The 21,297-nt window shown below is 72.7% G+C and carries 22 protein-coding genes and 1 tRNA gene; 9 read left to right on the forward strand and 14 right to left on the reverse strand.

The features are described 5' to 3' along the window. The 3 genes from AC529_RS16015 to pstC all read right to left on the reverse strand — a co-directional run. Positions 1-900: phosphate ABC transporter substrate-binding protein PstS (locus AC529_RS16015; RefSeq protein ID WP_157080243.1), on the reverse strand; the 900-nt coding region annotated here is incomplete at its 3' end. Positions 901-949: 49 nt separating this feature from the next. Beyond that, positions 950-2,209 (reverse strand): phosphate ABC transporter permease PstA, encoded by a 1,260-nt coding sequence (gene pstA, locus AC529_RS16020; RefSeq protein WP_068758166.1) that lies wholly within the window; start codon positions 2,207-2,209, stop codon positions 950-952. A 4-nt stretch (positions 2,210-2,213) separates the two neighbouring features. Continuing rightward, on the reverse strand, positions 2,214-3,272 hold the full coding sequence (gene pstC, locus AC529_RS16025) for a phosphate ABC transporter permease subunit PstC (RefSeq protein ID WP_083948337.1): 1,059 nt from the start codon (positions 3,270-3,272) through the stop codon (positions 2,214-2,216). Positions 3,273-3,695: 423 nt separating this feature from the next. On the opposite strand from pstC, the gene AC529_RS16030 reads away from it, so the two are divergent. From AC529_RS16030 to AC529_RS16045, 4 genes are all read left to right on the forward strand, one after another. After that, the gene (locus tag AC529_RS16030; RefSeq protein ID WP_068758168.1) at positions 3,696-4,061 is read left to right on the forward strand and encodes a transposase; all 366 of its coding nucleotides are present in this window, start codon (positions 3,696-3,698) and stop codon (positions 4,059-4,061) included. A 237-nt stretch (positions 4,062-4,298) separates the two neighbouring features. Beyond that, positions 4,299-5,465, forward strand: a complete 1,167-nt coding sequence (locus AC529_RS16035) for a C40 family peptidase (protein WP_068758170.1) — start codon at positions 4,299-4,301, stop codon at positions 5,463-5,465. Between the two features lie 12 nt (positions 5,466-5,477). Then, positions 5,478-6,248, forward strand: coding sequence for a hypothetical protein (locus AC529_RS16040; protein ID WP_068758172.1), 771 nt, complete (start codon positions 5,478-5,480; stop codon positions 6,246-6,248). A gap of 563 nt (positions 6,249-6,811) precedes the next feature. Continuing rightward, positions 6,812-6,884 (forward strand) — tRNA-Arg (locus AC529_RS16045). 319 nt (positions 6,885-7,203) lie between these two features. Here AC529_RS16045 and AC529_RS16050 read toward each other — a convergent pair. Then, on the reverse strand, positions 7,204-7,431 hold the full coding sequence (locus AC529_RS16050; protein WP_198156457.1) for a hypothetical protein: 228 nt from the start codon (positions 7,429-7,431) through the stop codon (positions 7,204-7,206). Between the two features lie 182 nt (positions 7,432-7,613). Between AC529_RS16050 and AC529_RS16055 the strand changes: the two genes are divergently transcribed. Further along, on the forward strand, positions 7,614-8,741 hold the full coding sequence (locus AC529_RS16055) for a sensor histidine kinase (RefSeq protein WP_068758174.1): 1,128 nt from the start codon (positions 7,614-7,616) through the stop codon (positions 8,739-8,741). Continuing rightward, on the forward strand, positions 8,738-9,424 hold the full coding sequence (locus tag AC529_RS16060) for a response regulator (protein ID WP_198156458.1): 687 nt from the start codon (positions 8,738-8,740) through the stop codon (positions 9,422-9,424). The genes AC529_RS16055 and AC529_RS16060 overlap by 4 nt, the downstream gene beginning before the upstream one ends. 6 nt (positions 9,425-9,430) lie before the next feature. Here AC529_RS16060 and AC529_RS16065 read toward each other — a convergent pair whose 3' ends face one another. The 5 genes from AC529_RS16065 to AC529_RS16085 are packed head-to-tail and all read right to left on the reverse strand — an operon-like array spanning position 9,431 to position 12,959. Next, positions 9,431-11,023 (reverse strand): polyamine aminopropyltransferase, encoded by a 1,593-nt coding sequence (locus tag AC529_RS16065; RefSeq protein WP_068758178.1) that lies wholly within the window; start codon positions 11,021-11,023, stop codon positions 9,431-9,433. Then, entirely contained in the window at positions 11,023-11,445 is a 423-nt protein-coding gene (locus AC529_RS16070) for a DUF350 domain-containing protein (protein WP_068758180.1), read from the reverse strand. The genes AC529_RS16065 and AC529_RS16070 overlap by 1 nt, the downstream gene beginning before the upstream one ends. A gap of 30 nt (positions 11,446-11,475) precedes the next feature. Continuing rightward, on the reverse strand, positions 11,476-11,883 hold the full coding sequence (locus AC529_RS16075) for a hypothetical protein (protein ID WP_068758182.1): 408 nt from the start codon (positions 11,881-11,883) through the stop codon (positions 11,476-11,478). Next, the gene (locus tag AC529_RS16080; RefSeq protein ID WP_068758183.1) at positions 11,873-12,415 is read right to left on the reverse strand and encodes a DUF2617 family protein; all 543 of its coding nucleotides are present in this window, start codon (positions 12,413-12,415) and stop codon (positions 11,873-11,875) included. Before AC529_RS16080 ends, AC529_RS16075 begins: the two co-directional genes overlap by 11 nt. Position 12,416: 1 nt before the next feature. After that, entirely contained in the window at positions 12,417-12,959 is a 543-nt protein-coding gene (locus AC529_RS16085) for a DUF4178 domain-containing protein (protein WP_232306790.1), read from the reverse strand. A 367-nt stretch (positions 12,960-13,326) separates the two neighbouring features. Here AC529_RS16085 and AC529_RS16090 point away from each other — a divergent pair, with 367 nt between their 5' ends. Beyond that, positions 13,327-15,306 (forward strand): acyl-CoA dehydrogenase family protein, encoded by a 1,980-nt coding sequence (locus tag AC529_RS16090; protein WP_068758187.1) that lies wholly within the window; start codon positions 13,327-13,329, stop codon positions 15,304-15,306. 7 nt (positions 15,307-15,313) lie between these two features. Here the strand turns inward: AC529_RS16090 and AC529_RS16095 are convergent, their stop codons facing one another. Beyond that, the gene (locus AC529_RS16095; protein ID WP_068758189.1) at positions 15,314-15,802 is read right to left on the reverse strand and encodes an Lrp/AsnC family transcriptional regulator; all 489 of its coding nucleotides are present in this window, start codon (positions 15,800-15,802) and stop codon (positions 15,314-15,316) included. A 197-nt stretch (positions 15,803-15,999) separates the two neighbouring features. Here AC529_RS16095 and AC529_RS16100 point away from each other — a divergent pair, with 197 nt between their 5' ends. Beyond that, a complete protein-coding gene (locus AC529_RS16100) occupies positions 16,000-16,356 on the forward strand; it encodes a hypothetical protein (RefSeq protein WP_068758191.1) in 357 nt (118 codons plus the stop codon). A gap of 50 nt (positions 16,357-16,406) precedes the next feature. Here AC529_RS16100 and AC529_RS16105 read toward each other — a convergent pair whose 3' ends face one another. Continuing rightward, the gene (locus tag AC529_RS16105) at positions 16,407-16,904 is read right to left on the reverse strand and encodes an ATP-binding protein (protein ID WP_068758193.1); all 498 of its coding nucleotides are present in this window, start codon (positions 16,902-16,904) and stop codon (positions 16,407-16,409) included. 247 nt (positions 16,905-17,151) lie between these two features. Next, the gene (locus tag AC529_RS16110; RefSeq protein WP_068758194.1) at positions 17,152-17,949 is read right to left on the reverse strand and encodes a purine-nucleoside phosphorylase; all 798 of its coding nucleotides are present in this window, start codon (positions 17,947-17,949) and stop codon (positions 17,152-17,154) included. A gap of 155 nt (positions 17,950-18,104) precedes the next feature. On the opposite strand from AC529_RS16110, the gene AC529_RS16115 reads away from it, so the two are divergent. Beyond that, positions 18,105-18,782, forward strand: coding sequence for a hypothetical protein (locus AC529_RS16115; protein ID WP_068758196.1), 678 nt, complete (start codon positions 18,105-18,107; stop codon positions 18,780-18,782). Positions 18,783-19,176: 394 nt separating this feature from the next. On the opposite strand, the gene AC529_RS16120 is transcribed toward AC529_RS16115, so the two are convergent. Further along, positions 19,177-20,748, reverse strand: coding sequence for an MFS transporter (locus tag AC529_RS16120; protein ID WP_068758198.1), 1,572 nt, complete (start codon positions 20,746-20,748; stop codon positions 19,177-19,179). A gap of 82 nt (positions 20,749-20,830) precedes the next feature. Beyond that, on the reverse strand, positions 20,831-21,297 hold a 467-nt coding region (locus AC529_RS16125; protein ID WP_232306776.1), incomplete at its 5' end, for a DUF418 domain-containing protein.

A 21,297-nucleotide genomic window follows, 5' to 3' on the forward strand; every position in this document is an offset into this window, starting at 1 on the left:
GTCGGCCTCCAGCAGGGCGACCGCGACGTAGTCGGCGGTGGGCTCGACGTAGTAGCCGGCCTTGTTGAGGACCTTGACCACCGGGAAGTCGGCGTTGAGCGCGTAGGAGTACTCGACGTAGGTGATGGAGCCGACCGCGTTGGGCGAGGACACGTACCCGGCCACGCCCAGCGAGCCGGGGGAGGCCTGGAAGTTCACGCCCGCGGGCCGCGGGTAGTTGGAGGTGGCGGTGCACGGGTTGCGGTTGGCCCGTGCGCAGAAGTCCCGGTAGATGTCGCCGTGCTGGTCCAGCATCCACGCGGTGAACTGGGCGGTGGTGCCCGATCCGTCGGAGCGCACCACCGGGCGGATGGGGGTGGCCGGCAGGTTCAGCCCGGGGTTGTCGGCGGCGATCGCGGGGTCGTTCCACCGGGTGATGCCGCCGGTGAAGATCTTGGCGATCACCTCCCCGGACAGCCGCAGGTTGGTGACCTGGGTGTTGCCGATCCTGAGGTTGTACATGAAGGCGGTGCCGCCCGCCACGATGGGCATGTAGGCGTAGCCGCGGTTGCGTGGCGGGTAGTCGGTGCTGGCGCCGTCCTGCATGCCGTAGGGGATCTCGGAGACGGCGAAGTCCACGACGGCGTTGGCGAACTGCTGGCGGCCGGTGGAGGAGCCGTTGCCCGCGTAGTCGATGCGCATGTTGTACTGCGCGACGTTGGCGATCCACTGGTCCAGGGCGTTCTGGCTCCACGTGGAGCCGGAGCCGGCGATGCGTACCAGGGTCGCTGCGGAGGCGGTGTTGGCGGTGCTCAGCAGGAGGGCGAGGGTGAGCGCGACCGCCAGTGCGCGGCGGACCGAGGGCGCTGTCGCGCTGCCGGGCCGCGGGCGGCGGCGGAGGCTCCCTTCGTGCGGTGGCATGGGCGTGCTGCTTCCTCGTTGGCGTGGGTGGGGACGGGGGCGGGACCGGTCACAGACCGGGGACGATCGAGGTCGGCGCATCGGGCGGTGCGGCGGCCGCGGCGCGGGCCCGGGCCTCGCGGGCCGCGGTCATGCGCCGGACGTCGCGTTGGGACTGGCGGACCCGGCGGTGCTCCTGGCGCCGGGTGAGCTGGCCCGGGCCGCGGCCGCCGAGTACCCGGGCCGCCGCGAACAGCAGGATCACCAGGATCAGCAGCACCAGGGCGGTGCCGAAGCCGCGGGTGATCATGACGGGTTCGGGCGACTTGACGAACTCGAAGACCGCCAGCGGCAGCGAGATCATCGAGTTGCTCATCGGGTTGAGGTTGAGCGCGGTGGTGACGCCCGCGGTGAGCATGACCGGTGAGGTCTCTCCGATGCCGCGGGCGGTGCCGAGGATGATCGCGGTGGCCAGGCCGGAGCGGGAGGTCGGCAGCACCACGTGCAGGACGGTGCGCCACTGGGAGGCGCCCAGGGCCAGCGACGCCTCGCGCAGGTTGCCGGGCACCAGGCGGATCACCACGTCGGCGGCGCGGATGACGATGGGCAGCATCATCACGGTGATGGCCAGCGACGCGGCGAAGCCCGACAGGTCGAAGCCGAGGATGAGGATGACGGTGGCGTAGATGAACAGGCCCGCCACGATCGACGGCAGGGCGGTCATGGCCTCGACGACGGTGCGTACGAACCGGCTGAACGCGCCGGGCACCTCGGTGAGGAAGACCGCGCAGGTGACGCCCAGCGGGATGGTGACGGCCAGGGCGATGCCGATCTGGATGAGGGTGCCGACGACGGCGTGCAGGATGCCGCCCTCCTCCAGCGGCTGGAGGGGGCCGACGCCGCTCATGTCGCGGGTGAAGAAGCCCAGGTTGGTCAGGGCGGTCCAGCCGCGCACGAAGGTGAACGCCACGACGAAGGCGAGGGCGAGCAGCAGGAGGCCCGCGATGGAGTGGACGACGGCGGCGGCGAGCCGGTCGCGCACCGCGGGGCCGTCGTTGGTCTGGGCGAGCAGCAGCGTGTAGCAGACCAGGAAGAGCAAGTAGGACAGCAGGACGAAGCCGATCACCCCACTGAACGGGGTGAGCTGGGTGTAGAGCAGTCCGGTCAGGCTCAGGCCCGCGGCGGCCGCGCCGAACAGCGACCAGACGTCGCCGGCCTGGAGGCGGCCGAGGGAGCGGCGGACCTCCGGGGCCTCGGGTGCGGGGGAGCGCCGCGGCAGGACGGTGGCGGGTGCGGCGGGGGCCGCGGTGCGGGAGTTGGTGACGGTCATCGGTTCACGCCTCACTGGCTGCGCCGGAGCGGCTCCGGGCGATGATGGACGACGCGGCGAAGTTGACGACCAGGGTCATCAGGAAGAGCACCAGTCCGGCGGCCATCAGGGCGGACATGCCGAACGGGGTGGCCTCGTTGTAGCGCAGCGCGATCAGGGAGGGGATCGAACTGCCGCCGTTCATCAGGATGTGCGGCTGGATCTGGAACACGGTGGAGATCACCAGGTAGACGCCGATGGTCTCGCCCAGGGCCCGGCCGAGGCCCAGCATGGAGCCGCCGATGATGCCGCCGGCGCCGAAGGGCAGCACGACCGAGCGGATCATGCCCCACTTGGTGGCGCCCAGCGCGTAGGCGCCCTCCCGCTCGCCCTGCGGCGCCTGGTCGAACACCTCGCGCATCACCGAGCAGGCGATGGGCGTGACCATGAGGGCCACGACGATGCCGGCGACGAGGCTGGAGGAGGTGTAGGTGCTCTCCCAGCCGGCCAGCGGGTTGGCGGGGTCGACGCCGGGGACGTCCAGGAACGGGATCCAGCCCAGGTAGGTGTGCATCCACCGGGCGACCCCGGCCAGTCCCCACTGCAGGAAGTAGAAGCCCCACAGGGCGTAGACGATGCTGGGGACCGCGGCCATCAGGTCGATGACGGCGATCAGGGTGGGTTTGCTGCGGGCCGGGGCGTACTCGCAGATGTAGAGCGCGGTGCCCAGGGCGAGGGGGACCGAGATCACCAGCGCGATGAGCGCGATGATCACGGTGCCGACGAGTACGGCGGCGATGCCGAAGGCGCCGCGGCCGGAGTCGGGGTTCCACTCCTCGGTGGTGAAGAACTCCCAGCCGCCCACGCGCAGCGCCTCGTACCCCTGGTAGGCGAGGAAGACGCCGACCAGGGTCATGACCACCAGGACGGCGCCGCCTCCGCCGCGCAGGTAGCCGCGGAAGAGGAGGTCGGCGGGGCCGATGGCCGCGCGGACGCGGGCGGGCGGTCGGTCCGGTGGTGGAGCGGGCGCTGCCGGACGCTCGCCGGGGGCTCCGGAGCGCTCCGATGCTACGTCGGTTGCCATCACGCTTCTCCTGGTGGGGGAGATCGGTTCGGTCGCGCGGGCGGCGCCGTGGCGGTCGCCGGCGCGCCGCGGGGTGTCGGCACGGGAGCGGGACCGGGGGCTTTCGACACCTGAGGAGATCCAAGTTTCCGGAATTTAATAAGAAACCACACCCAAAAAACACGAGGAGTTTTTCGGGTGAACAACAGGTTTCACCATTTTGAGACGCCTATTGAGATGCCTATTGAGATGATTTCACGAAAGTCGGGGCGACGTCGGGGGAACACGGAAGAACGGTTGCCACGCAATAAAAATCAGTCATACGATGACCCGCAGACCAAGAAGGCCTGCACCCCGCAGGCCGACGACTCGCACCAATATCCCCCACGGACTACAGGCTAAGGACAAAGACGCCCGCCATGTATCCCGTTTGGCAGCAGTATCGTGGTCGACCCCATCCGCTCGTCTGAGAACGGCCGGGAACTGCTCCTCGACTCGCTGTGGCGAATCGTGGAACCCCGCCTTCCCGCCCCCCGGACACGCCCGCAGGGCGGCGGTCGTCCCCGCGTCGACGACCGCCTGCTGTTCTTCGTGATCGCCGAGGTCCTCGACACCGGTCGCTCCTGGAAGAAGGTTGCGACCCGGGCCGGGGTCTCCGCCGCCACCGCGCACCGCCGCTACGTCGAATGGTGCGCCAGCGGCCTGTGGCAGGCACTGCCCGGGGCCGCCGCGGCGGAGTTCGGCGAATCCCCCGAGACCTGGTTCACGGAGCGCCTGTGCGAGCAGGCGCGACTACGCATGACCGGCTGACCCCGGAACAAAAGCCCGCCGGAGAAAAGCATCCGGCACCGTATCCCCGACCATCCGACACCCAAAGTGACCAAATGGACACGCCCACCAGTCCTCCGAGTCCGCCCGGGCGGCGGAGCGGCTTTCCCCAGCACCGTGTTCGCCTTCTCCCCGGACCGTTTCCGCCGTCCTTTTCGTGGCGCGCAGGGCCGTCGCCCCGGCGCGCCGCGGTCGACCAGGAAGAATGAGGATTCCGCTATGGCTGTCGCCCGCGGGCGCAGGAAATCCCCGGGACGGGGCGGCCGGGGCGGGCTCGCCCCGCGTCTGGTCCCCCTCGTCGTCACGGGGACGGCCCTCGCCCTGTCCGTGTCCTCTCCCGCCCTCGCCGACCCCGCCCCGGGGCGCCCCGCCCCGGGAGCGGGCGCTCCCGTCGAGCTCGCCGACTCCCCCGAGGCCGCCTCCCTGACGGAGCGGACCGCCCTGCCGCCGGACGCCGACCTGTACGTGGCGGCGGCCGAACCGCTGTCCGAGGACGTCCTGGCCGCCGTGGCCGCTCTCCCGGAGGTCGCCGAGGTACTGGCGGTGGACGCGGCCCGGCTCGTGGTCGACGGCCGCGAGACCGCCGTGGTGGGCGTGCCCACCGAGTACCTGACCGACTGGGGCGCCGAGGCGCTGTCGAGACCCGGAGGGGTGCTGCTGACCGCCGCGTACGCGGCGGAGCACCGGGTCTTCGTGGGCCGTCCGCTGCCCGCCCTCGGCCGGCAGCCCCTGGAGTTGGACGTCGCCGGGTTCGCCGGGGCGGCGCTGCCCGGGACCGACGCCCTGGTCTCCGCCGCGACGGCGGACAGGCTGGGCCTGCCCTCGGGCAACGCCGCCCTGGTCAGCGCGCCCGACGCGGACGCCTACGCACTCCGGGACACCCTGCTGGACCTGCTGCCCGAGGGCAGCGGGGTCAGCGTGCTGCCGATGGCGGGCGCCCCGGTGGAGGTCGTCGACGCGCCGCCGGAGGCCGCACCGCCTCCCGGCGGTCTGGCGGGGCTGGACGGCGAACGCATCGAGGCCGCGATCGCCGCGGCCGAGTCCCGGCTCGGGCTGCCCTACGTGTGGGGCGGCTCCGGCCCGAACGTCTTCGACTGCTCCGGTCTGGTGCAGTGGTCGTTCCGCCAGGCTGGGGTGGAACTGCCCCGGGTGACCCACGAGCAGTGGCGCACCGGCGTGCAGGTCCCCTACGAGCAGGCGCGCCGGGGCGACCTGATCTTCTGGCGCACCGACCCGGCCCGTCCCGGCTACATCTCGCACGTCGCGATCTACCTGGGCGACGGGATGATGCTGGAGGCGCCCCGCAGCGGCGACGTCGTCAAGGTCACCGACGTGCGTCTGGACAACCTGGCCGGAATCATCCGGATCCTTCCGGCCGCCTCCTGACAAGGAACCCGCATGACGCCCACACCGTGCCTTTCGACCAGGACCGCCCTGGCGGCCCTGGTCTCGACCACGCTGCTCGCCGCGGGCCCGGCGCCCGCGGTGTTCGCCGACACCGCCGAACCGCCCCCCGCATGCGCGGACGCCTCGGCCGAGGGCTGCGCCGCTCCCGACCCGGCTCCCGACCCCGGGCCCGTTCCCGAACCGGACCCGGACCCCGGGCCGGACCCGACTCCCGACCCCGAACCGGTCCCGGAGCCGACTCCCACTCCCGATCCGACTCCTGCCCCCGGCCCGGAGCCCGCCCCCGCTCCCTCCCCCGAGGCGAGTCCCGCTCCCACCCCCGGACGGCCCCCGGCGGCCGGGGGCACCGGCTCCCCGGGGCCCGGATCCCGGTCGCGCACGCCCGGCGCGACCGGTCCCTCCCCCCAGGGCATCGGCCGGATCCCGGTGACGGTGCACCCGCTGTCCGGAGCGGCGGAGCGGACCGTGCCGCGGGCGCCGAGCCCCCTGGCTCCCGTCGACGCCGCCGGCTCCCCGCTCGCCCTGCCGCTGCCGTTCGTCCACCCTCAGCAGAGCGTGGAGTCCGGTTCGCCGTTCGCCTCCTCCCCGGTCCCCCCGCAGACCGTCACCCCGGTCTCCACGGCGCTGCCCGAGCGCACCTCGGACGGGGCCCTGCTGGGCCTCGGCGTCCTGCTGGTGCTGCTGCTGGTCGTGGCACCGTGGCTGGGCGGCCGCCTCGGCGCGGAGCGTCCGCTGTCCTTCCCGGACGACGACACGCCGTGAGCGCCGCTGCGGGGGCCGGGGTCGCCCGGTCCCCGCGCACCGCCTGGGACACCTCGCCGGACCTTGTCGGAAGTAAGGACATACCAGCAGGTCAATGCTTATAGTGAGGGCAAAAGCACACTCCGCGTCCCCCCGCTGTTCGCTGCCGCGACGGAAGGGGGTCCATCGTGTACCTGATTCACCTCATCCTGCTTCTCGGTTGGTGCGGCCAGTACTGGACCTGGTGAACGGGGGTGCGATCCGGCGGGACCGGTGCCCGTGGACCGCCTCGGGGCGGTGTGCCGCACCTCACGAAACACCGTCGTCACGATTCTGGGCGGTGTCGGGCGGGCGGTAACGTGGGCGATGGTGCCGTACCGACCGGTTCGGCGAGAAGTGCACGGTAAACAGCCGTGACGACGATTGGCTCCAGTTGCTACGATTTCGTGCGATCATGAGCGGCATCGGCGGTATCCCCTAAAATGTCGCCTCGGCTCCGGATTATCCGGGGGTGGACCGACACGTCGGCACCGTCGGCCGGGACGGTTCCCGGGGCGGGAGCACACCGCCACAACTGAATCCGAGCGCCTGTAGCTCAGTGGATAGAGCACCGGACTTCTAATCCGACGGTCGCAGGTTCGAATCCTGCCAGGCGCGCACCCAGTGACCAGGGCGGACACCCACCGAGTGCCCGCCCTGAAGCGTTGCCGGTCCCCCAGGCGCAGCAGCAGTGCGGCGACCAGCGGAAGACCTCCGAGTCCGTCGAGATTCGTCTCCGTCCCGCTGTCTTCTCTCTCCCCCGGGTGTGTCCCCGCCCCGGACGACCAGGTGGCGGCTGTATGCCGTAGATCATGATGCGCGCGTTCTCCTCCCTCCCCGGCCCGCACCACCCGAAGGCTGCGGCCAGCGCCAGGACGCCCGGCCGCCCCGCTGGTCTGGGCGGCACACGGTCGCCCGGAGCAGCGGGGCGGGGCGCTCATTCGGGGAGCCGGTCGCCGGCGACCATGACGACGAAGCCCAGCACGGCCAGGCTCAGGTTGGCGTACAGCTCGTATCCGGCGAGCAGGTCGATGCGGGGGATGACGATCCGGTTGAAGACGTTGAGGAACGCCCCCATGAACGGTTGGACGTAGAGGTGGTCGACGGCTCCGCTGAGGCCCATGAGCATCAGCAGGAAACCTACGGTACGCAGGGGTTGACGCATGCCGTCGACGCTAGGTGCGCCGCCCGGCCGCGCGGATCGGTCCGCGGGATGCTCTCCGCCGACCGAGGTCTTTGGTCGGCGGGGAGCGGGCGCGACGAAAGTATCGGTTCCGGTGACCGGGGTATCGGCCCGCGCGTTCGCGGTGGAACGGCCGCGCTCGGGGCCCGTAGGCTCGTCCTCTGATGACCGGGTTCACGCGTTCCCGCGGCCTGCGCGACTGGCTGGTGGACTGCTGCCTGTTCGTGACCGCGGTGGTCTGGGGTGTGGTGCTGTCCGGGGTGCGTCTGGAGGAGGGCGCGGTCCCCGACGTGGTCCCGGCGTGGCTGTTCACCCTCGACCAGTTGACGGGCGTGCTGGGCTGCGCGGCGCTGTGGCTGCGCCGCCGGTGGCCGACCGGGCTGGCCGTGGCGCTGGTGCTGCTGTCGGTGTTCTCCGAGACGATCGCCGGGGCGATGCTGGTGGCGCTGTTCTCGGTGGCCGTGCACCGGCCGCCGCGCACCAGCCTGGCCGTCTTCGGGCTCAGCCTGTTCACCGCGTTCGGCTACGTGCTGCTCCGCCCCGAGCCGGGCACCCCCGCCCTCCTGCTGTTCCTGCTGGGTGCGGCGTTGCAGGGGGTCGCGGTCGGCTGGGGTCTGTTCGTGCACCACCGCCGCCGCCTGGTGGCGTCGCTGCGGGAGCGCGCCGAGGCGGAGGCGCGGCGCGCGGCCCGCGAGGAGATCGCCCGGGAGATCCACGACGTGCTGGGGCACCGGCTGTCGCTGCTGAGCGTGCACGCCGGGGCGCTGGAGTACCGTCCGGACGCGCCCGCCGAGGACGTCGCCCGCGCGGCCCGCGTCATCCGGGAGAGCGCCCACCAGGCGCTGCAGGACCTGCGCCAGGTCGTGGGGGTGCTGCGCGCGCCCGTCGGGGAGCTGCCGCAGCCCGTCTTCGCCGACCTCTCCCACCTGGTCGAGGAGGCCGAGCGGGCCGGGACTCCGGTCCGGCTGGAGGCCGAGGTCGACGGGGACGTGCCCGACCCGGCGGGCCGCACCGCCTACCGGATCGTGCAGGAGGCGCTGACCAACGTCCGCAAGCACGCCCCGGGCGCGGCGGTGACCGTGCGCGTCGCCGGGGCGGCGGGTGAGGGGCTGGAGGTGGCGGTGGTCAACACCGCGCCCGCGCCGGGCTCGGGGGCGGTGCCGGCGGCCGGGGCCGGGCAGGGGCTGCTGGGGCTGGCCGAGCGGGTGGACCTGGCCGGGGGGAGCCTGGAGTACGGGCCGCTCGCCGACGGTGGCTGGCGGCTCGCGGCCCGGCTACCCTGGCCGTCGTGACCTCGCCTGCCGACACGCCGATCAGGGTGCTGCTCGTCGACGACGACCCGCTGGTGCGCGCCGGGCTGACGATGATGCTGGGCGGCGCGCCGGACCTGCGGGTGGTCGGCGAGGCGGGCGACGGTGAGCAGGCGCTGGCCCTGGCCGCCGAGTGCCGTCCCGACGTGGTGCTGATGGACATCCGCATGCCCGGCGTGGACGGGTTGGCCGCCACCGAGCGGCTGCGGACGAGCGCGGACGCCCCCGAGGTGATCGTGCTGACCACCTTCGACGCCGACCGGCACGTGCTGCGCGCGCTGCGCGCCGGGGCCGCCGGGTTCCTGGTGAAGGACACCCCGCCGGAGGAGATCGTGGCGGCGGTGCGGCAGGTGGCGCGCGGCAACCCGGTGCTGTCGCCGGAGGTGACGCGCCGGCTCATCGCGCGGGTCGCCGAGTCCGGCGAGGACCGGCGGCGGGACCGCGCCCGGCGGCGGCTGGCCCAGCTCAACGACCGGGAGCGGGAGGTGGCCGTGGCGGTGGGCCGCGGCCTGTCCAACGCGCAGATCGGCGCGGCGCTGCACCTGAGCGTGCCCACGGTCAAGACGCACGTCTCCGCCGTCCTGGCCCGGTTCGGTTTCACCAACCGGGTGCAGATCGCGCTGCTGGTGCACGACGCGGGCCTGCTCGACGACGAGGAGGAGTGACCCCGCTCAGTAGCCGGCCCAGGCTTCCCGGTGGTAGTCGATGATGCGCGGGTGCAGCAGAGTGGACGGCAGGGATTCGCCCTGGGCGTCCGGGCGGCGGTCCTTGGGGAAGACCTGGGCGGCCTCCAGCACCGCCGCGTCCAGGAAGGCGGTGTCGGGCGCGTCGGCGGGCAGTGCCAGTTCGGGGGCGCGGTCGGTGCGGGCCAGGAAGAACCCCCAGTTGCCGAAGCTGGGCACGTCCACGTTGTAGGGGGTGGTGTGCAGTCCCGCCTCGTGCATGCTGCGCTGCACGCTCCAGTAGGCGCGGGGCGCGAAGTACGGCGACCCGGCCTGCACGACGGCCCGGGCGTCCGCCGTCATGGCCTGGCGCAGCAGCCCGTAGAACTCCACCGAGTACAGCTTGGCGGTGGCGACGTCGTCGGGGTCGGGCAGGTCCACGATCGCCGTGTCGAACCGGTCGTCGGTGGTACGCAGCCAGGTGAACGCGTCGTCGTTGACGACGGTGACCCGCTCGTCCTCGAAGGAGCCGCGGTTGAGTTCGCTGATCCTGGGGTGGGTGCGGGCCAGTTCGACCACGGCCGGGTCCAGGTCGACAAGGACGACGCGCGCCACGTCCTGGTACTCGAGGACCTCGCGCAGGGCGAGGCCGTCGCCGCCGCCCAGCACCAGGACGTCGCGGTGCGGCCCGGCCATCACCGGGTGGACCAGCGACTCGTGGTAGCGGTACTCGTCGAGGGAGGAGAACTGCAAGTCGCCGTTGAGGAACAGGCGCAGGTCGGTGCGGGCGAGGTTCTCGGTGAGGACGATCTCCTGGTAGTCGGAGCGCTCCGCGTGCACGACCGGGTCGCGGTAGAGGGCCTGGCGGGCGTCCACCTCGAAGCGGTCGGACAGCACCAGTACGCTCACCGACACCGCCATGACCAGGGCCAGCCCGGAGGCGAGGCCGACCACGCCGATCCGGGTGAGGGAGCGGCGGAACAGCCACAGCACGATCGCCATGCCGGTGACCGCGTTGACCATGCCGACCAGTACCACGCCCTCCAGCAGGCCGAAGACGGGCAGCAGCAGGAAGGGGAAGGCCAGGCCGCCGATGAGGCCGCCCACGTAGTCGGCGGCGAACAGGTCGGCGACGGCGCTGGCCGCCTCCTGGCGGCGGATGCGCTGGATGAGCGTCATCAGCAGCGGGATCTCCGCGCCGATGAGCACGCCGATGAGGAAGGAGAGGCCGACGAGGGCGGGCTGGTAGAGGGAGTACCAGGCGAAGGCCGCGTACAGGACCAGCACCGACAGGCCGCCGACCAGCGACAGCAGGCCCTCGACGATCGCGAACCAGAACGCGGGCCGTCCGGTGAGCCGTTTGGAGGCCAGCGAGCCCACGCCCATGGCGAAGACCATCACCGCCAGCACCACGGACGCCTGGGTGATGGTGTCGCCGAGCAGGTAGCTGCCGAGGGCGACGAGGGCGAGTTCGTAGACGAGGCCGCACGCGGCGCAGACGAACACCGCGAACAGCACGGCGAAGCGGGCGAGCCGTGGCGGCAGGGGGAGCCGCTCGGTCACGCCCGCGGGGTTCTCGACAAGGGTGGCGGAGTCGGTCATCAGTAGATGGCGGTGGCCACGACCGCGGCGACTGCCAGGTGCGCGGAGGCGTTGACCCACGCCGCGGGGTGCAGTTCGTTCTCGGCGACGATGGAGCCGAGCTCGCCGGGGGTGAGCAGGTCAATGAGGAGGAAGGACAGCGCCATGATGACCAGGCCCACCAGCCCGTAGACGGCGGTGCTGACCAGTCCGGCGGCCAGGGTGTCGGCGCTGGTGGCGATGGCGGTGGAGATCACGATCGCCACGCCCAGGGTGTTGGAGGCGACGATGAGGGTGGCGTTGCGGTTGCGGTTGGTCCAGATGAGCTCGTGCAGTTTGCCGGGGGTGAGCAGGTCGACGATCAGGTAGCCCAGGGCCATCAGCGCGATGCCGACCACTCCGTAGGCCAGGCAGGCGACGACGTCGATGAGCAGCGGGTACATGGTTGGTCTCCTCGGTCGGTCGGGGGATGGTCACTTGCCCCAGCCGGGGCCGCCGCCCCGGTTGGAGCTGCCGCTGCCTCCGCCGAAGAACCACACCCCTCCGCTGCTGCTGGAGGAGCCGCTGCGGCGGTCGGTGCAGCCGACGTAGACGTACTCGCCGTTGCGCAGGTCGTACTGGCCGTCGCCCGGGTCGTACTCGTAGCGGACCTCTTGGTCGTAGTCGCCGGTGCCGTCGCCCACCCAGACGTACTGGTTGCCGTTCTTGTCGTAGTTGCCCCGTCCGGGGTTGAACACGTAGGCCTGCTCGCGGTCGTAGTCGCCGCAGCGGCTGACGGAGGAGCCGCACGAGGCGCTGAAGACGACGACGAGGGCCAGCACGCCCAAGCCGACGAGCACGCCCTTCTTGACGATGGCGGAGGGGCCGGAGTCAGCGGCCATGGCGGGTCTCCCTTCCGGAGGGCCGGGGGGCGAGGACGGTGGTGGACACGGTGGCGACCAGTTCGCCGCTCTGCGGGTAGGCGTGCCAGGTCTGCCAGTGCAGTACCGGTCCGGCGGCGGCCGCGAGCAGTGCGGTGATCGCGAGGGGGTTGCCGGGGAAGACCGCCGACAGCGCGTCGGGGCGGCCGACCAGCCGGTCGCGCACGGCGGTGGCGCGGGCGGCGAACTCCGCGGGGCCGAGTCGGCGCACAGAACTGGCGAAACGGTAGTGGGAGGTTCCCGGCACGTGCGGTTCCGCAGTGGCGGGCAGCCCGCCGCTGACGTCCGGGAGGCAGGCGACGGTCTCCACGAACCGGGCCCGCCCGTGCGCCACGACCACCTGGTGGGAGGCGCCCAGCACGCGCAGCTCGACCCGAGCACCGGCCAGGTGCAGGGTCCGGGCGACCAGCGGTTCGACGGGCGGGTGCGTGATGCTCCAGGCGAGGTCGGCGGCGCGGGTGTCGCTGAACGGGACGTCGACGGCGACGTGCATGTCAGTTGCCGCCGGGGTAGACCGTGAGGCTGCCGGGGGCGACGTCGGTGCCGATGCTGGCCTCCCAGGAGCCGTGGTCGAACCGTTCGAACGCCAGGTGCTTCCCGCCGGGAGCCTCGTAGTCGGCGTAGTCCATGCCGCCGCTGGCGCGCAGCCCGGTGGTGCCCTCGGAGCGGTAGGCGGCGGTGCCGCGCTCCACGAGGCGGTAGGTGACGCCTTCGACGGTGAGCTGCTTGGGGCCGGGGACGACGTCCAGGTCGGGGCGGCTGGTCCACAGCACCATCTGCACGTCGGGGTCCTCCTCCACCGACAGCCAGCGGCGCTCGCCGCTGCCGCCCTCGTCGACGAAGTGCTCGGCCCACTCCCAGCCGCCCTCGGAGAGCCGCAGGGTGCCGCGCACCCAGACCCGTTCGACGCCGATCTCGAGCATGTCGCCGACCTTGATGGTCCGGGGGTCGCCCTGGGTGCCCTGTTCGGCGAAGGGGTCCTGCGGAGGCTTGGCAGCGGACAGCGCCGGGGGCTTCTTCTTCCGGTCGCGGATCATCAGATAGACCACGACTGCCGCTGCCAGGGCGATGGCCGCCAACAGAATCGCTTCGCGCACGCCGGTGTTCTCCTGCCTTTTCAACTGTCCCGATGGTCGCATGCTGGGACGGGGCACGTCCAACCTGGTCCCAACGGGTCATATCGGGCTCTCTGACGAGAAAACAGCGCACCCTCGTTCACGTCGTTGCCGATTCGTTATCCGATCGGCACCCGCCGCCCCGCCTTCCCCGCACCGCCGCCCCCACCTGCACCGGAACGCGGTCTTTCGCACCACCGGTCGGGGTCGTCCGGCCCTGGCGGGTTAGTTCCCGCCGCCGCGGAGCAGAAGTGAAGACGACGGTTGGGACCGGACTGGGGAGGCTGCCATGCCACAGCGCGACGACGCGGCGATCGACGCCGCGGCCCTGCGCGACCTGTTGGACGGCCGGTGGGCCGAGGTGCGCCGCCGTGCCCGCGAGGTGCTGCGTGGCCCGGAGTTCGCCCCGCAACACGGCCTGGGCATGGCGGAGCACCGCGCCCGGGTCACCGACCAACTGCGCCTGCTGGCCCGGACGGACCTGGCCCGCTACGGGTTCTCCCCCGAGTACGGCGGAGGCGGGGACGTGGGCGCCTCCGTGGTGGCCTTCGAGATGCTCGTGTGCGACCTGTCGCTGATGGTGAAGCTGGGCGTGCAGTGGGGGCTGTTCGGCGGGGCGATCCAGGCGCTGGGCACCGAGCGGCACCACGCCGCCTACCTGCCGGGAGTGATGTCGCTGGAGACCCCCGGCTGCTTCGCGATGACGGAGACGGGGCACGGCTCCGACGTGCAGGCGCTGCGCACCACCGCGACGTTCGACCCGGACGCCGACGAGTTCGTGGTGCACACCCCCGACGAGGCGGCCCGCAAGGACTACATCGGCAACGCGGCCCGCGACGGCCGGCTCGCCGTGGTGTTCGCGCAGCTCGTCACGGGCGGGCAGCGGCACGGCGTGCACGCGCTGCTGGTCCCCCTCCGCGACGCCGACGGCACGCCGGTGCCGGGCGTGCGGATCGAGGACTGCGGCCCCAAGGCGGGCCTCAACGGCGTGGACAACGGCCGCATCTGGTTCGACCACGTGCGGGTGCCGCGCACCGCGCTGCTCAACCGGTACGGGGACGTGGCCGCCGACGGCACCTACTCCAGCCCCATCGACAGTCCGAACCGGCGGTTCTTCACCATGCTGGGCACGCTGGTGCGCGGCCGGATCAGCGTGGCGGGAGGCGCGGGCACGGCCGCGAAGGCGGCCCTGGCGATCGCCGTCCGCTACGGCGAGGTCCGCCGCCAGTTCTCCCGGCCCGACCGCCCCGAGGAGGTGGTGCTGCTGGACTACCTCGCCCACCAGCGCCGCCTGCTGCCCGCCCTGGCCCGCACCTACGCGCTGCACTTCGCCCAGGAGGAGCTGGTGGCGCGGCTGCACGACGGGCTGGCCGGGGAGCCGCTGGACGAGCGCGGCCAGCGGGAGCTGGAGGCGCACGCCGCCGGGCTGAAGGCGGTCGCCACCTGGCACGCCTCCGAGACCATCCAGACCTGCCGGGAGGCCTGCGGCGGCGCGGGCTACCTGGCGGAGAACCGGCTGCCGCAGTTGCGCGCCGACACCGACGTGTTCACCACGTTCGAGGGCGACAACACGGTGCTGCTGCAACTGGTGGGCAAGAGCCTGCTCACCAACTACCGGCAGGAGTTCGGCAGCCTGGACCCGCTGGGCACGGCGAAGTTCGTGGCCGGGCAGTTCCTGGGCACCGTGGCGGAGCGCACCGCGGCGCGTTCCCTCCGGGACCGGCTGGCGCGGGTCGCACCGGGCCGCGAGGGCGACTCCGTCCTGCGGGACCAGGGCTGGCAGCGCGCGCTGCTGGAGGACCGGGAGAACCACGTGCTGGAAGGGCTGGCGCGGCGGCTGCGCGCCGGGTCCGCATCGGGCGCGGATCCGTTCACGGTCTTCAACGACGTGCAGGACCACGTGCTGCTGGCGGCGCGCGCCCACGTGGACCGGCTGGTGTTCGAGGCGTTCGCCGCGGCCGTCGGGCGGGTCCGCGACGCGGGCACGCGCGCGGTGCTGGAGAGGCTGTGCGACCTGGCGACGCTGTCGCTCGTGGAGCGGGAGCGCGCCTGGTTCCTGGAGCACGGGCGGCTCACCCCGGCCCGCGCCAAGGCGGTCACCGCCGCGGTGAACTCGCTGTGCCGGGAGCTGCGCCCGCACGCCCGCGCCCTGGTGGACGGGTTCGGGTTGCGTGACGAGTGGCTGGCCGCGCCGATCGCGCTGGGCGCGGAGGAGGCCCGCCAGGCAGGGCGGGCCCGCGCCGGGGAGCCGGTGGGGGCGCGCAGTTGAGCGCGGCTCAGCCGTTCTCCGGGAGGGTCACCACGGGCCGGTGCACCACCTCGTCGATGACGGTGAGGGTCTGGGTGGAGTTGACGCCCGGCAGCGACTGCAGGCGGGTGAGGACGAGGTCGCGAAGCTGGTCGGTGTCGGCGAGCCGCACCAGCAGCACGATGTCGGCGGAGCCCGCCACGTACCAGCAGTACTCGACCTCCGGGTAGGAGGAGATGACCTCGCGGTTGGCCCGCCAGTCGGGCTGGCTGCCGGAGACGAGGATGAGGGCGGTGATGCCGAGGCCCATGCGGGCGTGGTCCACGACGGCGGAGTAGCCGCGGATCACCCCGTCGTCGGTGAGTCGCTTGATGCGGTTGTAGGCGGTGGCGCGGGAGATGTCGGCCATCTCGGCGAGTTCGGTGACGCCGATGCGCGCGTCCTTCGCGAGCGCCTCGATGATCACTCGGTCCACCCTGTCGGGCAGCCGCTTCGGCCGCTTCTCGTCACTGGCCACTGCTTCGCCTTTCGCTTCCCTGCGTTTCCCCACGAAGAAGTAAGCCAGGTGACGGAAGCTCCGTCCAGGAAATTCTCAGACATTGAGACTGAAAACACGACCTACCAGCAAGTTTCCCCAAAAATGGGGAAATTTGCGCACAGGTTGCTCGACTGGGGGAAGCGAGTCGAGTTCGGATGCAGTCACGAGGAGGTCCGATGCCTGTTCCCAGTGCGGTCCGCGCCCGCCTGCGGGGGTTCCTCCCGGTGGACGCCGAGATCCGCTACGTCTTCCCGGCGACGTGGAACGACTCCGCGTCCTGCTACGTGGTGGTCACCAACACCTCCGTGGTGGTCGTGGCGAACCGCAGGTTCCGCAAGAAGCACCCCCACCAGGTGTGGCGGGTCTTCCCGCGGGAGGTCCGCATCGGCCCCGTGGACACCCACCTGTCCCCGACCTTCGAGCTGGGCGGTCGGGAGTTCCTGGTGGACGAGGAGTACGTCCCGGTGATCAACGCCGCCGACGCGGAGCTCGCGCCGGGGGCGCTGCCCCCCGACCCGATGTGGGGGGAGTAGGGCGGCGCCGGACGACGGCGGGCTCCTCGGCGCGGTACGGGCCGCTCCCCTCAGGACCGCGGGCGGCGGGGGCGGACGAAGGACGGCAGCGGCGGCGCGAACACGGCCCAGACGGAGTGGCCTCCGCCCCGGGTGGTCCAGTGGCCCCAGTCGGTGGTGAGGGCGGCGACCAGGCGCAGTCCGCGTCCGTCCGCGGTGAGGGGGTCGTCGGGTGGGCGCGGCTGCGGGACCCGGGGCCGTCCGGTGCGGGGGTCGGTGCGGGGCCCCTGGTCGGCGACGGTGATGAGGACGAGCCCGGTGTGCAGGGCGGACAGGCTGACGGTGACGGTGCCGCCCTGTCCGCTGCGGGTGTGGCGACAGGCGTTGGCGAAGAGTTCGGCGGCCACCAGTTCGGCGTCGCCGACGACGCGGGGAAAGCCGGCGAGGCGGTCGCGCACCCGGCGGCGCAGGTCGGGGCAGAACGCGGGGTCTCCGGGCAGTTCCCAGAACTCCGAGACCGCGCGGAGGCGGCCCGGGCCGGGCCCGGGGTCGTCGGTGGTGTCGGTCATCAGGCCGCTCCCCTCCGCGTGGCACGACGCGCGGCCACCGCCCTCACCCGGGAGCGTGACACATCTCCCGAGGTCACGAGGGGTGTTTGGGCAGAGTTCAGTGACCGTTCCGGTTGACACGCCGCGGGCACGGCCGGGCACGGGAGGGCGGAGCCGCCGCGGAAGCGGACGGCGCTCCGCGGCCGTGCCGCGCCGGAGCCGGAGGGGCGTCCAGGCGGTTCCGGGACGGCACGGCCGTCGCGTCCGGTCAGATCTTCTTCAGCACGTCCGCCAGCAGCACGCCCACGTCCCCCGCCGCGGCGCGGCCCACGGCCAGCACCTCGTCGTGCCGGACCGGTCCCGGTGCCAGGCCTGCCGCGAGGTTGGTGACCAGGGACAGGGCGAGCACGCGCGCGCCCAGCTCGCGGGCGGCGATGGTCTCCATGACCGTGGACATGCCGACCAGGTCCGCTCCCAGGACGCGGAGCATGCGGATCTCCGCGGGCGTCTCGAAGTGCGGTCCGGGCACGGCCGCGTAGACGGCCTCCGGCAGCGACGGGTCCACCTCGCGGGCCAGCGCCCGCAGTTCGGCGCTGTAGGCGTCGGTGAGGTCCACGAAGCGGGGACCGACGACCGGAGAGCGCCCGGTGAGGTTGATGTGGTCGCTGACGAGTGCCAGCCGCCCCGGCTCCAGGGCCGGATCGAGCGTTCCGGCGGCGTTGGTCAGCACGATCGTGTCCGCGCCCGCCGCGATCGCGGTGCGCACGCTGTGCACCACCGTGTCCACCTCGTGGTCCTCGTACAGGTGGGTGCGGCCGAGGAACACCAGCAGCTCGCCGCGGTGACCGGGCACGCTGCGCACCACGCCGCGGTGGCCCAGCGCGGTGGGCTCGGCGAACCCGGGCAACTGGGTGACGTCGAGTTCCACTCCCGAGGCGCCGAGCGCGTCGGCCGCCGGCCCCCATCCCGACCCCAGGATCACCGCGGCGGTGTAGCTGTCCACCCCGGTGCGGGAGCGCAGCCGGTCGGCCGCGGCTCGGGCTCGTGCGTGCGCCTGGATGCTCACCTGTTCTTCCTCCTCCTCCCTCCCGCCGAGTGCAGCGGGAAACGTCACCCTACTCGCGCGGTTTCCGCTCTAGCCTCCCCTCGGCGGGGAGCCGTGGCGGGTACGCCGTCCCAACGCTGCCCTACGCTGGGGCTTCGAGGGAGAGGAGACACGCCATGGCCGAGTTCCGGCTGTCCAGTGACGACGATGTCGACCTGCGCAAACTCGCCGCGGCCCTGGTGGAGTCGCAGGGGTGGCCGCGGGACCGGGTCAGCGTGTGGGACACCCGCTCCGGCGAGGTGGTGGTGACCGTGGACGACGCGGTGCTGCACCCGCCTCAGCCGAATCCGCTGAACCGCCCGGTGCACACCCCCCGGGAGGTGCACCGGGCCTGCGAACTGCTGCGCCGCGGCGACCCGTCGCTGGCGGGCGTGGACTTCGACGCGTTCCGTACCGAGGCCGCCCGGTTCTTCGCCGCGGGGTGGTCCGTGGCGGACCTGCGGCACGCCCTGGCCGCCCGCCCCGACGGGCTGCCCTGGCCGCGGGGCGAGGGATACCAGGGCCCCGAGTGGCTGGAGCACCGGCTGCGGCACTGGAAGACTCCCAACGGCGACATCCGGCCGTCGGTCTCCCAGGAGGAGGCGCAGCTTCGCGTGGTGAGCCGCGCCGGGCTCCCCGCCGACCTGGGGCTCCCCAAGGACGAGGTGCGGTCGAAACCGGCGGCGCGGCCCGAGGTGGCGCGCGCCGCGATCGACGACGCCCGGCGGCTGCTGCGCGTGCACACCCGCACCACGAGCGACACGCTGGCGCACCGCGACCGCACAGCCGCGCGGATGCCGCGCAACGGCCGCTGAGGTTGTCCGCCCGCTCCTCCTTTGACCGAGGTTTCACCAGGTCAAGAAGGTGTCGCAAGCGGTGGCGGACGGTTGCGGCCGGGGCGGCCGCCTAGGGTGAGGAGCACCGCTCTCGGTTGCTCCGGTCGGCGGGCGGCGCCGAGGACGGACGGCGCAGTCCCGTCCCGCCGGTCGTGGCCGGAGCGGTGACCGTCGACTCCGTCGATCGGACGCGTGCGGACCGTACGGACCGACGGGCCTCACGCGTCCTGCTACTCCCGGCCTGGCGCTTGGCCCTGCCCGCCCCGGTCGCCGGGTGCGTCGCACCCGGCGACCGGGAGCGGGTCCGGCCCGTTCCCGCCGACCGACACGGCAGACGGCCCCGGACCCGCGGCTCCGCGGGGCTGCGGCGGGCTCAGACGTGCACGGCCGGCTCGCCCGTGCTCCGCCCGGCGCGCATGAACAGCGCCAGCACCGCCGCCAGCGCCATCACCACGGCGGCGATCCCGAACGCCAGGTGCAGGCCGTCCAGGAACGCCGCGTGGCTGGCCTGGGTGACCGCCCGCACCACCTCGGCGCTCGCGCCGTCCGGGACCACCGCGACCCCCTGGGCGACCGTGCTCTGCATCTCCGTGGCCTGCGCGGCGTCGGGCGCGTCCAGTCCCGCGTCCCGGTAGTGGCCAGGCAGGGTCGCGACGATCACCGCGGACATCACCGCGCCGAGCACCGCGGTGCCGAGTGAGCCGCCCAACTGCATCGCGGACTGCTGCATGCCGGACGCGACACCGGCGAACCGCATCGGCACGTTGCCGACGATGGCGGCGGTGGCGCCGGTCATCACCAGGCTCAGCCCCGTACCCAGCAGCAGGAACGCCACCGTGACGTAGGCGAACGCGGTGTCGGTGCCCAGTCGGGCCAGCAGGAACAGGCCGACCGCGCTCGACAGCAGACCGGTCACGGTGGGGATCTTCGCGCCGACCCGGTCCAGCAGGCGTCCCGCCAGCGGCGAGGTCACGCCCATCGTCAGCATCAGCGGCAGCAGGAACACGCCCGCCCGGCTCGGCGCGAGCCCCAGCACTCCCTGTAGGTAGAAGGTGACGAAGAACAGGGAACCCATCAGGCTCAGCGCCATGAGCAGCATCAGCACCACGCCGATGGACACCGAGGGGTTGCGGAACATGCCCAGCGGCAGCAGCGGGTCGGCGGGGCGGCGCTCCCACAGCACGAACACGGCGCCAAAGACGCCGAAGACCGCGAGCGGGGCGAGCGTGGACACGGCGGTCCAGCCCACGGTGGGCGCCTCCACCAGGGCCCACACCAGCGCGAAGATGGCGACGGTGAGCAGCGCGACCCCGGTCAGGTCGAAGCGGGCGCTGCGGTCGGCGGGCCGGTCCGCCGCCAGCAGCCACAGTCCCAGACCCAGCGCGACCGCGCCGACGGGCACGTTGATGAAGAACGCGGCCTGCCAGCCGAACGTGCTGACCAGCACGCCGCCGACGATCGGCCCGGCGGCGTTGGCGGCGCTGAGCAGGCTGCCGAAGAGGCCGAAGGCGCGGCCGAGCTGGTGCGGCGGGAAGCCCGCCCGCAGCAGCCCCATCGCGGCCGGGCTGAGCACCGCGCCGAACAGGCCCTGCAGGATGCGGAAGGCCACGAGCACGACCACCCCGGACGACAGGGCGATCGCGACCGAGGTCGCGACGAAGCCCACCACGCCCACCAGGTACATGCGGCGGTAGCCGAAGCGGTCGCTGAGCTTGCCCGCGGTGATCAGGAACACCGCCAGACCCAGCAGGTAGCCGTGGGTCACCCACTGGAGTTCGGCCAGTGACGCCTGTAGGTCGCGGCCGATCGCGGGGTTGGCGACCGCGACGATGGTGCCGTCCAGCGCCACCATCATGACGCCGAAGGAGATGGCCACCAGGGTGGCCCAGGGGCTGCCGCGCAGGCCGCGCGGCACGGTTCGGGTGGATGGGGTTGTGGTGGTCAAGGGGCCCCCGATGTGAGGAAAGTCGTCAACCAGGGGCCGAGAGTATGACAGGGGTCGGCGGCCGAGAAACTCAATTAACGGGTCAGTGCGCCCCGGAGGCCGCGGCTCCCGGAGGGCGCGACCCGTCGGGCGGCCGCGGTGCGGTCCGGCGTATCGCGAGGTCAGCGACGGTGCCGAGCAGCCGCTCCAGCGGTCCCCGGCCCAGCAGCAGCTTCCACACGGTGGCGCACAGCAGCGCGGCTATGACGAATGTCTCCCACAGCCACGGCGGTGCGCCGCCGGTGGGGTCACCCAGCGCCGCCAGCACCACGATGTGTCCGACGTAGCAGGTCAGCGCCATCGACCCGGCGGCGGCCAGCGGGTAGACGCCCCAGCGCAGCAGGTCGGCCGCGACCAGGCAGGCCGCCAGCACCAGCAGAGAGGTGCCGACCGCCCCGAGGATCTCGAAGGTGGTGCCGCTGTGCGGGGAGGCCACCAGCAGCCAGGCCGGGGTGTCGGTGGGCACGGTGCCGTGTTTGAAGGCGATCAGCTCCTCGGCGACGCCGCGCA

The sequence above is a fragment of the Thermobifida cellulosilytica TB100 genome (assembly GCF_001517975.1).
Classification (GTDB): Bacteria; Actinomycetota; Actinomycetes; order Streptosporangiales; family Streptosporangiaceae; genus Thermobifida; species Thermobifida cellulosilytica.